Source organism: Saccharopolyspora sp. NPDC050642 (assembly GCF_040654735.1).
Taxonomy (GTDB): domain Bacteria; phylum Actinomycetota; class Actinomycetes; order Mycobacteriales; family Pseudonocardiaceae; genus Saccharopolyspora; species Saccharopolyspora elongata.
The window spans coordinates 32561-45625 of record NZ_JBFAIN010000022.1; the positions used below are offsets into that span (position 1 = coordinate 32561).

14 protein-coding genes are annotated in these 13065 nt (G+C 72.7%); 6 read left to right on the forward strand and 8 right to left on the reverse strand.

Going from position 1 to position 13065, the window contains the following annotated elements:
* Positions 1-90: 90 nt before the first annotated feature.
* The gene (gene serB, locus AB0H93_RS28165; protein ID WP_132482465.1) at positions 91-1317 is read left to right on the forward strand and encodes a phosphoserine phosphatase SerB; all 1227 of its coding nucleotides are present in this window, start codon (positions 91-93) and stop codon (positions 1315-1317) included.
* A gap of 50 nt (positions 1318-1367) precedes the next feature.
* A complete protein-coding gene (locus tag AB0H93_RS28170) occupies positions 1368-2150 on the forward strand; it encodes a peptidyl-tRNA hydrolase (protein WP_358576340.1) in 783 nt (260 codons plus the stop codon).
* Between the two features lie 206 nt (positions 2151-2356).
* On the opposite strand, the gene AB0H93_RS28175 is transcribed toward AB0H93_RS28170, so the two are convergent.
* Complete coding sequence (locus AB0H93_RS28175; RefSeq protein ID WP_358576341.1) at positions 2357-3187, reverse strand: CPBP family intramembrane glutamic endopeptidase; 831 nt, start codon at positions 3185-3187, stop codon at positions 2357-2359.
* A gap of 134 nt (positions 3188-3321) precedes the next feature.
* On the opposite strand from AB0H93_RS28175, the gene AB0H93_RS28180 reads away from it, so the two are divergent.
* Positions 3322-4626, forward strand: coding sequence for a sensor domain-containing protein (locus AB0H93_RS28180; RefSeq protein ID WP_358576342.1), 1305 nt, complete (start codon positions 3322-3324; stop codon positions 4624-4626).
* The gene (locus tag AB0H93_RS28185; protein ID WP_358576460.1) at positions 4617-5258 is read left to right on the forward strand and encodes a response regulator transcription factor; all 642 of its coding nucleotides are present in this window, start codon (positions 4617-4619) and stop codon (positions 5256-5258) included. The genes AB0H93_RS28180 and AB0H93_RS28185 overlap by 10 nt, the downstream gene beginning before the upstream one ends.
* A gap of 49 nt (positions 5259-5307) precedes the next feature.
* On the opposite strand, the gene AB0H93_RS28190 is transcribed toward AB0H93_RS28185, so the two are convergent.
* Entirely contained in the window at positions 5308-6249 is a 942-nt protein-coding gene (locus AB0H93_RS28190) for an AraC family transcriptional regulator (RefSeq protein WP_358576343.1), read from the reverse strand.
* Positions 6250-6322: 73 nt separating this feature from the next.
* On the opposite strand from AB0H93_RS28190, the gene AB0H93_RS28195 reads away from it, so the two are divergent.
* Positions 6323-7147, forward strand: coding sequence for an NAD(P)H-binding protein (locus AB0H93_RS28195; protein ID WP_358576344.1), 825 nt, complete (start codon positions 6323-6325; stop codon positions 7145-7147).
* A gap of 74 nt (positions 7148-7221) precedes the next feature.
* Here AB0H93_RS28195 and AB0H93_RS28200 read toward each other — a convergent pair whose 3' ends face one another.
* The 6 genes from AB0H93_RS28200 to AB0H93_RS28225 form a co-directional block, all read right to left on the reverse strand.
* Positions 7222-7827 carry an energy-coupling factor transporter transmembrane component T gene (locus tag AB0H93_RS28200; protein WP_358576346.1) on the reverse strand — a complete coding sequence of 202 codons (606 nt, stop codon included), beginning with the start codon at positions 7825-7827 and terminating at the stop codon, positions 7222-7224.
* On the reverse strand, positions 7824-8498 hold the full coding sequence (locus AB0H93_RS28205; protein ID WP_358576348.1) for an ABC transporter ATP-binding protein: 675 nt from the start codon (positions 8496-8498) through the stop codon (positions 7824-7826). The genes AB0H93_RS28200 and AB0H93_RS28205 overlap by 4 nt, the downstream gene beginning before the upstream one ends.
* On the reverse strand, positions 8495-9616 hold the full coding sequence (locus AB0H93_RS28210) for a thiolase family protein (protein ID WP_358576350.1): 1122 nt from the start codon (positions 9614-9616) through the stop codon (positions 8495-8497). The genes AB0H93_RS28205 and AB0H93_RS28210 overlap by 4 nt, the downstream gene beginning before the upstream one ends.
* The gene (locus AB0H93_RS28215; protein WP_358576351.1) at positions 9613-11100 is read right to left on the reverse strand and encodes an AMP-binding protein; all 1488 of its coding nucleotides are present in this window, start codon (positions 11098-11100) and stop codon (positions 9613-9615) included. The genes AB0H93_RS28210 and AB0H93_RS28215 overlap by 4 nt, the downstream gene beginning before the upstream one ends.
* Positions 11101-11102: 2 nt before the next feature.
* Positions 11103-11690 carry a biotin transporter BioY gene (locus AB0H93_RS28220; RefSeq protein WP_358576352.1) on the reverse strand — a complete coding sequence of 196 codons (588 nt, stop codon included), beginning with the start codon at positions 11688-11690 and terminating at the stop codon, positions 11103-11105.
* Between the two features lie 286 nt (positions 11691-11976).
* The gene (locus AB0H93_RS28225; protein WP_358576354.1) at positions 11977-12174 is read right to left on the reverse strand and encodes a CGNR zinc finger domain-containing protein; all 198 of its coding nucleotides are present in this window, start codon (positions 12172-12174) and stop codon (positions 11977-11979) included.
* Between the two features lie 6 nt (positions 12175-12180).
* On the opposite strand from AB0H93_RS28225, the gene AB0H93_RS28230 reads away from it, so the two are divergent.
* The gene (locus AB0H93_RS28230; protein ID WP_358576355.1) at positions 12181-13050 is read left to right on the forward strand and encodes an LLM class flavin-dependent oxidoreductase; all 870 of its coding nucleotides are present in this window, start codon (positions 12181-12183) and stop codon (positions 13048-13050) included.
* Positions 13051-13065 lie beyond the last annotated feature (15 nt).

Here is a 13065-nt window from a genome sequence, read left to right on the forward strand (position 1 = left end):
GGGTAGGGCTAGCTCGACGATGAGCCCCGGCGGGCGTGCCTGCCGGGGCTCAACGTTTGATCTGGGGCCGAGAGAGGAAGTACCGCAGCCGTGAACGCGACCACCGTGCTGATCACCGTGACCGGGAAGGACAAGCCGGGGGTCACCTCCGTGCTGTTCGCCGCGCTGACGCGGCACGGCGTGGACATCGTCGACGTGGAGCAGGTGGTGATCCGCGGTCGGCTGGTGCTCGGTGTGCTCGTGTCCACCGAGCGCGACCCGGAGCAGCTGCAGGAGGCCGTCGAGCAGGCGATGGCCACCGTCGGCATGACCGTCGACGTGGCGATCGGCACCGAGGACGGCGGCGCCGCGAAGCTCGGCTCGACGCACGTCGTGGTGGTGCTCGGGCAGCCGGTGACCGCCCGGAACTTCAGCGACGTCGCGCGCGGCCTCGCCGAGCTCGACGTGAACATCGACTCCATCCGCCGCGTCGCCGACTACCCGGTGACCGGGCTGGAGCTGCAGGTCAGCGCCCCGGACAACGGCGAGGGCTCGGACGACGCGCTGACCTCGGCGGTGGCTGACCTGGCCGCGCGCACCGGTGTGGACCTGGCCGTCGAGCGCACCGGGCTGGCCCGCCGGGCCAAGCGGCTGGTGGTGTTCGACGTGGACTCCACGCTGATCCAGGGCGAGGTCATCGAGATGCTGGCCGCGCGGGCCGGCTGCGAGCAGGAGGTCCGCGAGGTCACCGAGCGGGCCATGCGCGGCGAGCTGGACTTCGCCGAGTCGCTCCGGCAGCGGGTCGCGGTGCTGGAAGGCCTGCCCGCGTCGGTGCTCGACGACGTCGCCGCGGAGCTCGAACTCACCCGCGGCGCCCGCACCACCATCCGCACGCTGCGCCGCCTGGGCTTCCACACCGGCGTCGTGTCCGGCGGGTTCACCCAGATCATCGACCAGCTGGTGGACGAGCTGGGGCTGGACTTCAGCGCCGCGAACGAGCTGGAGATCGTGGACGGCAAGCTCACCGGCCGCGTGATCGGGGAGATCGTGGACCGGGCCGGCAAGGCCAAGGCGCTGCGCCGGTTCGCCGAGTCGTTCGGGGTGCCCGCGGCGCAGTGCGTGGCGGTCGGCGACGGCGCCAACGACATCGACATGCTCTCCGCCGCCGGGCTCGGCGTGGCGTTCAACGCCAAGCCCGCGCTGCGGGAGGTCGCCGACACCGCGCTGTCGTACCCGTTCCTGGACACCGTGCTGTTCGTGCTCGGCGTCACCCGCGCCGAGATCGAGGCCGCGGACACCGAGGACGGCGTGCTGCGGCGGGTGCCGCTGGACGTGTGACGTCGGCGGCCGCGCGGAATACCGGTGGCGCGGGATCGGATAATCCAGGTGTGTCTGATTCCCACTCCGTGTTGGATCCGCTGATCGCCCGGTACGCCTCGTGGCTGGCACTGCCGGAGGCGGCCACCGCCGACACCTCGGACGAGGACCCGGAGAACGTGGTCCTGATGCCGATGGTGCTGCGGATCGAGCGCCGCGAGCCGCCGGACCGCACGGCGCTGCTGGAGGCGGCCGCCGCGGCGGCGATCGAGGTGTGCCTCGATGAGCGCTGCAAGCCGGGCGGCGAGTGGCACGAGGCCATGCACACCTGGATCTCCGGGCGCATCCGCAAGGTGGCGCGGCGGGCGCGAGGCGTGCACTGGGAAGCGGTGCAGTCGCTGCCCGGGCGCACGGTGCGCGTCGGCAATGCCGAGGCGCGGGCGTTCCTGCCGATGCGGGTGGCGGACATGCCCAAGGAGCTCAGCCGCCTGCAGATCTCCGGCAGCGAGCTGGAGGCGGACGACCCGGGCGCGCCGTTGCCGGGGGTGCCGACGCTGTGGCTGAACCCGGACGTGCCGATGAGCGCCGGGAAGTCCGCGGCGCAGGTGGGGCACGCGACGATGATCCTGGCCTCGTTGCTGCACGGGGCGGGTCTGGACGCCGAGCTGGAGGGCTGGGCGGCGGACGGGTTCCGCTGCTCGGTCCGGCGGGCCGACGCGGCGACCTGGGCACGCCTGCACCCGCGCGACGATCCGGAGACGGCCTGGCGGCAGGCACGGGTGGGCATGGTGCGCGACGCGGGCTTCACCGAGGTGGATCCGGGCACCGTCACGGTCCTCGCCCAGTGGAACTGATCCGCGAGAGGTCACGTTTCAGCTGGATCTCGTGAGCAGCGGAAACGGGCCTGGACATAGGCCGGGCCCGAGAATGTTTTGCAATCTTTCGATTGCTAGGTCTTTGGCGGCCTGATGGTCGTCAAGGCCACTGCATCCTCGGGCCGGTCGCCGGGTTTCCCCGGTAACGACCAGTATGCCCAGCATCCGGGCCGCGACGGCAGAGGCTAAAGTCCCGGTTCCGCGGGTCGGAGGCGCCCGCTGATCAGGATCCAGGCGCCGAGCACGGCGATCGGCGCCGTCATGACCACCGTGGTGACCTCCGCGCTGACCGCCCCTTCCAGAGCCATGCCGGTCAGCAGCGAGAGGACCATGTTGTTGCCGCCGTGCGCGAGGCTCGCCGTCCAGATGGTTCCGCTGCGGATCCGCAGCCAGCTCAGCACGACTTCCTGGAAGTAGAACGACACCGTCCAGAGCGGCAGGCCGATCAGCACGTTGTCGAACTCGATGTAGCCGAGGAAGGCCAACGGGTAGTGCCAGACCGCCCAGACGAGCCCTGTGACGGCGGTGGCCAGCTGCGGCCGGCCGGGGCACACGCGCAGCCGGAGGTAGCTGGTCCAGCCGAATTCCTCGCCCCAGTACAGCGGCGTGAGCACCGGCACGACGAGCAGCAGCGCCGGGATCAGCCACCAGGCGGGCAGCTCGTCCGGCCGCCACAGGCCGGTGGCGGCGGCGATCGCGAGGGCCCCGGCGGCCAGGGCGTACGGGACGAGCCAGGCGGCGACGTAGTGGCGCAGGTTGCCGCGCAGCCGCAGCCGGAGGCCGGCGTCGCCGAAGCCTTCCCGAGTCACCCACCGCCGCACGATGATCGCCGCGACGGCCGGCCCCATCGCGGCCGGTAGCTGTGCCAGCGGGCTCGCCAGCGAGAAGCCCAGCAGCGCCGCTGCGAACATGCCCGCCCACGAGATGCCGAAGGTGAGCAGGACGAACGCCAGAACACCCTGGCGCCGCGACGTTTTGGGCCGGTCTGCGGATCGGCTGAGTTGTGAGGTCGTCATGCCGCGAGCAGATCAGCGCGGCGGCGTCCCGGTCACTACGCGCAGTCGCCCGGTTCGGGGTATGGCTGGGCATACCTCGAAGACGGTGGCCAGTACCGCTGTTCGGGCCGCCGCGATCTGGTTGGCTTGCGGCCGTGCGACTTCGAACATGGCTGAAAACCCTGCGGCAGCACCGGGTTCTGCTCCTCGGGTGGGGTTCGCTGGGCTACGTCCTCGGCGCGATCCCGGTGGTGGCGGCGGTCGCCTTCCCGGGTCTGCTGTGGACCGCGGTGGTGGCGGCAGCGGTCAAGGGCGGATCGTCGCCGGGCGGGGTCCTGGTCGTCGTTGCCGTCGGCTGCGGGTTGTTCGCGGCGGGCGCCCCGCTGGTCGCGATGCCCCTGGCGAAGCTGGAGCGGTGGCGGCTGCGGCTCGTCGACCCCCGGCCGGTCAGCAGCGGCCACCGCGCCTCGACGGCCACCGGTGCCTGGCGTCGGCTGGGCGCCCGGTACCGGGAACCGGCGACCTGGCGGGAGGTCGCTTACGCCGTCCTGCTCGCCACCGCCGGTCCCGTGGCGCATGCGTTGGTGTTCGGGATCGCGTTCGTGCTGCTGATGCTGCTGATCAGCCCGCTGCTGACCATCGGCACAGCCGGGCCGGTGGCGGTTTTCCTCGGTACCGCAGCCACTTTCGAGGAAGCCCTCTGGTACGCGCTGCCCGCACTGGCCGCACTCCCGGTCGTGCCGTTGCTGCTCGGCCTGCTCGCCGCCGGGCATGCCGCGCTGGCCCGCGCGCTGTTGCACGACGGCCGGGAACGGCTGCGCACCGAGTTGGTCGAGGTGTCGCGGTCGAGGGCACGGCTGGTGGACGCCTTCGAGGTCGAGCGGCGGCGGATCGAGCGGGACCTGCACGACGGCGCGCAGCAGCGGTTGGTCGGCCTCACCCTGAAACTCGGCCTCGCCCGGCTGGACGTGCCGGCGGATTCCGCGGCGCATCAGAACGTTTCGGTCGCGCACGACGAGGCCAAGCAGCTCATGGCCGAGCTGCGCGAGCTGGTGCGCGGCATCCACCCGCGGGTGCTCACCGACCGGGGGCTGCCCGCCGCGCTCGGCGAACTCGCCGACCGCTGCCCGATTCCGGTGGCGCTGCACGCCGAGCTGCCGGACAGGTTTCCCGCGTACGTCGAGGCGACGGCGTACTTCGTGGTCGCCGAGGCGTTGACCAACATCGCCAAGCACAGCGCCGCCACGGCCGCGTCGGTGACGGTTCGGCAGGATGCCGGTGTGCTGGCGGTCGAGGTCGCCGACGACGGCCGCGGCGGCGCCGATCCCGTGCGCGGCACGGGGCTGACCGGGCTCGCGGACCGCGTCGCGGTGATCGACGGCAAGATGTTGTTGTCCAGCCCGGTCGGCGGCCCGACCCTGTTGCGCGTGGAGCTGCCGTGCCCCGTCCCATCCGAGTAGTGCTAGCCGAGGACGGCGTGCTGCTGCGGGAAGGCCTCGCCGGGCTGCTCGACAGGTTCGGCTTCGAGGTCGTCGCCGCGGTGGGCGACGCCGACGCGCTGACCACGGCCGTCGCCGAGCACGATCCCGACCTGGTGATCACCGACATCCGCATGCCGCCGGGCTTCACCGACGAGGGCCTGCGGGCCGCCGTGGAGCTGCGCCGCGCGAACCCGGGGCTCGCGGTGGTCGCGCTCAGCCAGTACGTCGAGCGCAGCTACGCGGCCGAACTGCTCGACTCGCACGGCGGCGAACGGGTCGGCTACCTGCTCAAGGACCGGGTGGTCGACGTCGAGGACTTCGCGGGCGTGCTGCGGCACGTGGTCGCGGGCGGCACGGTGGTCGACCCGCAGGTGGTGCGCCAACTGCTGAACCGGCAGCGCGATCCGCTTGCGGCGCTGTCGGTGCGGGAGCGCGAAGTCCTCGCCCTGGTGGCGGAGGGCCATTCCAACGGCGAGATCGCCAGGCGGCTGGTCGTCAGCGAGGCCGCCGTGGGAAAGCACGTCGGCAACATCCTCGCGAAGCTGAACCTGCCCCCGGCCGAGGACACCAACCGAAGGGTCCTCGCGGTGCTCGCCTACCTCCGGTCCTGAAGGGAGACCAACCTTGGCGGGGTCGGATGGGGGCCGAACCCGGGCCGTCCTACCTGTCGGCACGGACCAGGTCGCTGGGCGGGACGTCGCGAACCCGCTTGAAGGCGTTGCTGAAGGCGAAGCCGTCGGCGTACCCGACCTTCCGGGCCACTGAGGCGACGGTGGCCCCGGGCGCGCGGAGCATGTCGGCGGCGAGCGCCATCCGCCACTCGGTGAGGTAGCGAAGGGGCGGCTGGCCGACCAGCTCGGCGAAGCGCCGCGCGAACACAGCCCTCGACATCCCCGCTTCCGCGCCCAGTGCGGCGACGGTCCACGGATGGTCGGGCCGTTCGTGCATCAGGTGCAGAGCACGCCCGATCCGCGGGTCGGCGAGGGCGCGGTAGCCGGGTGGCGGCTCGGCCTCGGGTTGCGCGAACCACGACCGCAGCGCCCGGACCAGCAGCAGGTCCAGCAGCCGGTCGAGGATGACCTGCTGGCCCGGCTCCTCGCCGTCGATCTCGACGGCCAGCAGGTCGAGCAGCGGCGCGAACTCCGGGTCCCGCGGGATGACGGCCACCTCGGGCAGCGCGTCGAGCAGGCGCTCCGAAACGTCGCCGTGCAGCGGATATTCGGCGGTGACGAAGAGGTCGGACCCGTCGGCGCTGAACCCGTACGTGCGCGGTCCCAGCACGAGGTCGGGCCCGGCCGCGGCGGGGCCGTCCGAGGTCGTCCAGCAGCGTTCCGGGCCCTCGATCACCACCTGGGGCTCGGTGGTCGGCCGGTCGGCCACGGTGAACGGCCGCAGGCCGCGGACCAGGACGACGTCGCGCTCCTGGACGCGGACGGGCGTCGTACCGGCGCCGACGATCCAGGACTCGCCGCGCAGCATGGCGCCCAGCGCCAGCGGAGCGGGATCGCTGAACCGCACTGCCCACGGCGGCTCGGCGATCGATTGGCAGAAGACCGCGCCGCTCGCCCGCACACCGGCGAGGTAGTCCGCTAGCAGATCCACGGCAAGACGATCTCACATGTGAACGAGATGGATGGCCATGGATCGTCTCGTGCGGCCCTGATGTGCTTGCCCCATGACGCTTTCCCCCATTCTCGTGCTCGGTGCCCGGGGCAAGACCGGCCGCCGAGTCACCGCCAGGCTCGACCAGCCCTTCCGCGCGGCCTCCCGCTCCGGTCAGCCCAGGTTCGACCTCGCCGACCGCGACACCTGGGCCCCGGCGCTGGCCGGCGTGGGAGCGATCTACCTCATCCCGATGAACGAAACCGTGCCGGGTGCCGTCGTGGGGGAGTTCCTGTCGGCCGCCGAAGAAGCAGGTGCCCGCCGGGTGGTGCTGCTGTCGGCTCGTGGGCCGGTTCCTGGCGAGGCGGATCCGTACCAGGAACCGGTCGAGAGGGCCCTGCGCGCGACCGATCTGGAGTGGACGATCCTGCGGCCAGCCTGGTTCGCGCAGAACTTCAGCGAGGACCTGTTCCTGGAGCCGTTGCGATCCGGCGAGGTGGCGTTGCCGACCGGCGAGGGCCGGGAGGCGTTCGTCGATGCCGACGACATCGCCGACGTCGCGGTGGCCGCACTCACCCGGGACGGCCACGCGGGCGAGATCTACGAGCTGTCGGGGCCTGAGCCCCTGTCCTTCCGCACCGCGATCGAGATGATCGCCGAGGCTTCCGGGCAGCGCATCCGCTACACGCCGGTGGAGAAGCCCCGGTTCAACGCCATGCTCACCGCTCAGGGAGTGCCGGTCGAGGCGGCCGAGGTGGTGGCCGAGCTCTTGGGACGGATCCGCGATGGTGCCGGTGAGCGCGTCAGCGACGGCGTGCGGCGTGCGCTGGGACGCGAGCCGCGCCCGTTCGCGGAGTACGTCAAGGCGGCCGCCGCCGCAGGAGCCTGGACCGGCTGAGCCGCGATCGGTGGCTCGCGGGACGAGGACAGGTGCCCCCGCTGATGGGGATCGCGACCTGCCTCGCCCGCGGGTCAGTCGTCGCCGACGCCGCGGGCCGCGAGGGCTTCGCCGAGCTCGTCGGCGTGGCGGAGCGTGCGGACCAGGAACGGCACCGCGAACGCGGGGAACGAGCGCTCCGCGTTCCGGGCCCGTTGCGCTTCGCGCACCTGCGTCGCGATCGTCGACAGGGCCGCGACCGCCTGGAGCGTCAGGCCCACCAGCAGGCCGATCCGCTCCGGCCGGATGCCGAAGCGCCGCAGCGGGCCGAGCCCGCGCTCCACGGCGGTGACCAGGTCGTCGACCCTGGTGGTCAGGGTGAAGAGGTTGGCGGCGGTGAGCGCGCCGAGCAGCCGCAGGCACACCACGGCGGCGGTGTCGAGGCCGAGCATCCACCACTGCAGCAGGAAGACCACCAGCAGCAACGGGATCAGCAGCCGGACGGCCTGCCAGCAGCGGCGCGGCGGGATCCGGCCGACCAGGTACGCGACCGCGACCGCGAGCACGCATCCGCCCAGCGCCAGCGGCGACCCGAGCACGAAGGTCAGCACCGCGAAGGCCAGCAGTGCCAGGAACTTCCACCCCGCGCCGAGCCGGTGCAGCTGGCTGGTCCCCGGCTCGTACAGGCCGACCGGGCTCACTTGATCAGCTCCCGGTAGCACGGGATGGCCGCGGCCGGTTCGCCGTCGGCGACCACCTTGCCCGCGTCGAGCACCACCACCCGGTCGAAGCCGTCCAGCAGGTCCAGGTCGTGGGTGACCAGCACGACCTGCTGCGGCAGCCCGTTCAGGACGTCGATGAAGTGCCGCTTGTTGCGCAGGTCGAGCAGCGTCGTCGGCTCGTCGCAGACCAGCACGTCCGGCTCCAGGACGAGCATCGAGCACAGCGCCAGCAGCTGCTTCTGCCCGCCGGAGAGCTGGTGCGCCGGGTGCTCGGCGTAGCCCTCCAGCCCGTGCTGGGCGAGCACCTCCGCCGCCCGGCGCTGCCGCTCCGCCTTGGAAAGACCCTGCTTGCGCAGCGAGAACGCGACGTCCTCGCCCGCGGTGGGCATCACGATCTGGCTGTCCGGGTGGGTGAAGATGAACCCCACCCGCCGCCGCACCGCGCGGCCGTTGCGCGCCGGATCCACCCCGTCGACCAGCACCCGGCCGCGGCTGGGGTGCACCAGGCCGTTGATCATCCGGGCCAGGGTGGACTTGCCGGAGCCGTTCGCCCCGACGAAGGCGACCCGCCGCTCGGCCAGCCGCAGGTCCACGCCGTCCAGCACGGTGCGCTCATCGTAGCTGTGCCCGACGTCCTCGAACTCGATCAACCCACTCGCTCCCACATCGTGGCCACGCCCAAACCCCCGCCGGAGGACAGCGCCGCCAGGCCCACGCGCGGCCCGTCCGCCCGCACCATCCGGCCGAACAACCGCACCACGAGCACCGCGCCGGAGGCACCCCAGGGGTGGCCGAGCGCGATCGCGCCGCCGTCCGGGCCGGCCAGCCGCTCGTCGATGCCCGCGGCGTCCAGACAGGCCAGGGTCTGCCCGGCGAAGGCCTCGTTGAACTCGACGACCTCCGGCTCGTGCTGCGCGAGCAGTTCCCGCATGGCGGGCACCGCGCCCAGACCGAGCCGGTTCGGGTCGACCCCCGTCGTGCGCCAGCCCAGCAGCCGCAGGCCCGGCACGCCGAGCCGGCGGCGCTGCTCCTCGGTGGTGATCAGCACGGCGGCGGCCCCGTCGTTGATGCCGCAGGAGTTCGCCGCCGTCGCGGTCCCGTCCGGGGTGAACGCGGGCCGGAACCGGGCCAGCCGCTCGGCGGTGAAGCCCTCGCGCGGCCGCTCGTCCGCGGAGATGCCGCCGACCGGCACCAGTTCGGCGTCGAAACGGCCCGCTCGCCGCGCGGCCACGGCGCGCTCGTGGCTGCGAGCGGCGAAAGCGTCCTGGCGTCCCCGGGAAATCCCGGCCTCGGCGGCCACCAGGTCCGCCGCCGGGCCCATGTCCGGGTCGCCGATCTCGGCCGGGGCGAACGGTGCGCGGTCGTAGAAGCGGGGTGGTTCGGTCGCCGAACGCGGCCGCCACGCCCGCCAAGGTGCGGTCGATGGGCTCTCGGCACCGCCGGCGAGGAACCAATCGCCCGCGCCACCGCGGATCATCGCGGCAGCCGTGGTGATCGCGGTGAGCCCGCTCGCGCACTGCCGGTCGATGGTCATGCCGGGCGTGACCTCGCCCAACCCGGCGCGCAACGCCGCCACCCGTGCCGGATTCCCGCCGGGGCCCAGCACGTTGCCGAGCAGCACATCGTCCACTGTGGTCATATCGGTGTCGTCCAGGACGGCGCGCAGCACCGGTGCGGCGAGCCGGTCGACGGCCAGGTGGCGCAGCACGCCGCCCGCTTCGCCGATGGGAGTGCGACGCGCGGCGATCACGACGGGGGTCCGGTTCACAACGCCTCCGCATCGAGGGTTCCGGTCCGCAGCCGCTCCGCGATCAGGGCGCGGGCGGGCTTGCCGGACGCGGTCCGGGGCAGTTCCCGCACCGCCAGCCAGCGCCGGGGGCGCTTCGCCGGCCCCAGCGCGTTGCGGGCCCGCGCGCGGAGCTCGCGCAGCGACGGTGGTGTTGCCGGGTCGATCTCGACGACGGCGGTGACGAGTTCGCCGAACCTCGGGTGCGGGCTGGCGCAAACGAGCACGTCAAGCACGCCCTCGGCGCCGCGCAGCACCGATTCGACCTCCTCCGCGCCCACGATCCGGGCGCCGGTGTTGATCGCCGAGCCGAGGCGGCCGAGAACCTCCAGCGACCCATCGGCGTGCCGCACGGCGCGATCGCCGACGGTCGACCAGCCGTCCTCGGTCGTCGCGGGCACGATCGCCCCGTCGCGGAGGTAGCCGTCGAAGACCAGGTCGGAGCGCACCCACAGCTCGCCGACGCCGTCCACGGGGTCGCGCACGTCCACGTCGACGACGGGCCGCAGCGAACCGCCGCGCCGAACGGCGATCAGCGAATGCTCGGCCGATCCGTAGTACTCGACGAGCTCGCACCCGGGAAGAACCTTGGCGAGCCGTTCCGCCAATGAGTCGTCCACCCGGGCCCCGCCGCAAACCACCACGCGCCAACCGCATTCGGCCCGCAACACCGGATCACGCTCCAAAGTGGACACGAGAGTGGAGAGCATTGCGGGCACCAGGTGGACCGCGGTGGACCGCCGCGAAGCGCCGGCCGCGCCAGCGGCGGACCACTTGTCCAGCAGCTCGACATCGGCTCCCTCGTGGAGCGCGTGCAACGCGCCGAAGAGGAACAACGACGAGCTCAGCGGCCCGGGGATCAGCACGCGATCCGACGAGCTCAAGGGCAGGCCGAGCGCGGCGAAGCTGCGCAGCCACGACCGCCGAGACCGGATCAGCACCTTCGGTGGCCCGCTGCTGCCGGAGGTCGTGGGCAGGTAGAAGTGCGTGAGCTCGGTGTCGTCGGTCGGTGATGGGGCGGTGTGGCGAACGGGCCGTTCGTCTCGATTGGTCCGTTGGCTTGGGGTGGGGTGAGCGGCCTGTTCGTCCCGGTTGGCGGCGTGAGCGGTCCGTTGGCTTGGGGCGGGTTCACATCGGCAGGCGAGGTGAACGGACCGTTCGCTCTCGTCTGCGGTTGGCGGCTCGTCCAGGTTCAGCACGAGATCCGGGCGCGCGTCGGCGAGGACCGCTGCGCGGTCGGCGTCTGTCCAGGTGGGTTCCGCGAGCAGGGTTGCGCAGCCCGCCAGATCTGCACCGAGGAAGTGGGTCAAGCGCGTCAGCGCGTCCCCGCCGTCGAAGGCGACCCTGGAGCCGTGCGGCAGGAGCCGCGCAGCGCGGCAGGCCCGCGCGAGCAGCTCCTGAGCGTCCAGCGTCGTTCCGGCGTGCGCGACCCGCGAAGCGGGGGAGCGGCCGAGGATCGGCAGCACGCTCAGCCCTCGGCGGTGGCGCGGTGCGCCGAGCCGGTCAGCGTCGCCGGGAGGGCGCGGTGCACCGCGACGGCGACGAGCGAGACGGCGACGAGCTTCAGGGCGTCGCCGGGGAGGAACACCAGCGACTGCACCGCCGCCGCGCGCAGGTCGCCGATGACCAGGCCCCAGTACGGGATGCCGATCAGGTAGTCCACGGCCACCCCCGCGACGTTGGCCGCGAGCAGCACGAACAGGCCCGGCTTGGGCATGCCGCGCTGCACGATCAGGCCGACGACGACCGCCGACACCACCCAGCCGATCACGAAACCACCGCTGGGCCCGATGAACGGCGCGAGGCCGCCACGACCGCCGGAGAGCAGCGGCAGCCCGATCGCCACCAGGGCGAGGAACAGCAGCGTGGCCGCGCCGCCCCGGCGGGCGCCGAGGATGCTGCCGGCCAGCAGCGGACCCGCGTTCTGCAGGACGATCGGCACCGCCGCGCCGCCGAGGTAGAAGCCGGGGAAGATCCCGAGGACGGCGATGAATGCGGCGAAGACCACAGTCCTGGCCAGGTTCGCGGCGGGCGCGGCTTGGCGTGTTGCGGACACGACGTCTCCCTAGCGGTTGATCGACAACATGGCCGACCGGCGGCGCTGCCGGGCCGGGCTTCGCGCCGCGCCTCCTCCTCGACTGCCTCCCGCTCGGCGGGGCCTTTCCCACCAGCGGTTCTCGTCGAATCGGGCGGCGTCGGCGGCCCGATGAGCGCGGCGAGCTCAACCTACCCGCCAACCCCGCCGGAACAGAAAGCCCAACACCGGGTTGTCGATCTCCTACAAAACCGCCGGCACGGCTGGCCCTTTGTCCGGCGGGAGCCCGTGAGTGTTTTGTGCTGCTCTAGCGACGCAACACACGCACGGTGCCTGAGCAGCGAAAACGGGTCAGCTGGGCCGTGATAGGCGCCACTCGGGTCCGGTTGCCGCAGCGGCTCGCCGAGCACCAGCGGCGCCGTGGCGGAAGGCGCTTACCAGGGACCGGGGCGGCAGCAGGGCTGCGAAAATTCGGTTGCTCTGCGTGTCGGGTCGTGCGCACCATGTATCGGTGCGCTTTTCGGTCAACATCCCGAACTTCGGCGATTTCGCCGATCCCGCAACGGTTGCGAAGGTGGCCGTGGCGGCGGAGCAGGCGGGCTGGGACGCGTTGTTCGTCTGGGATCACGTGGTGCATGACAAGGACGAGCGTCGAGGCCAGCCGTTCGGCGACCCGTGGATGCTGCTGACCGCCGCGGCGCTGGCGACCTCCCGGCTCCGGCTGGGGACCCTGGTCGCCGCGGTCGCGCGGCGGCGGCCGGAGCAGCTGGCCCGTCAGGTGGCCACCCTGGACTCGCTGAGCGGCGGCAGGGTGATCTTCAGCGCAGGCCTCGGCGGGCCGATCGACGGCGACTTCGCCAGCTTCGGCGAGCCCACCGACCCGGTGGTGCTGGCCGAACGCCTCGACGAGGGACTGGACCTGCTGCAGCGCTACTGGTCCGGGGATCCGGTGAACCACCGCGGTCGGCACTACTACGTCGATGACGTGACCCTGCTGCCGGCGTCGGTGCAGCGTCCTCGCCCGCCGGTCTGGATCGGCGGGGTGTGGCCGAACCGCCCGCCGATGCGCCGCGCCGCGCACTGGGACGGCGTGGTCCCCTTGTTCAAAACGGCCGGCCACGGACACCCGCCGCACGTCGATGAGGTGCGGGAACTGGTCGGCTACGTCCACCGGCACCGCACGGATCGGCGGTCCGACCCCTTCGAGGTCGTCGTGGGCGGTGTCAGCCCGGGCGACCCCGCGGCGGCGCGCGACCTGATCGGACCGCTGGCCGAGGCCGGTGCCACCTGGTGGGACGAGCGGCTGCTCCAGACCAGCGACGACCTCCACCGGCTCGGGCCGGTGCTCGACCGCGTCGAACAGGGACCACCGGTCTGGTAGCCGCCCGCGAGCTGC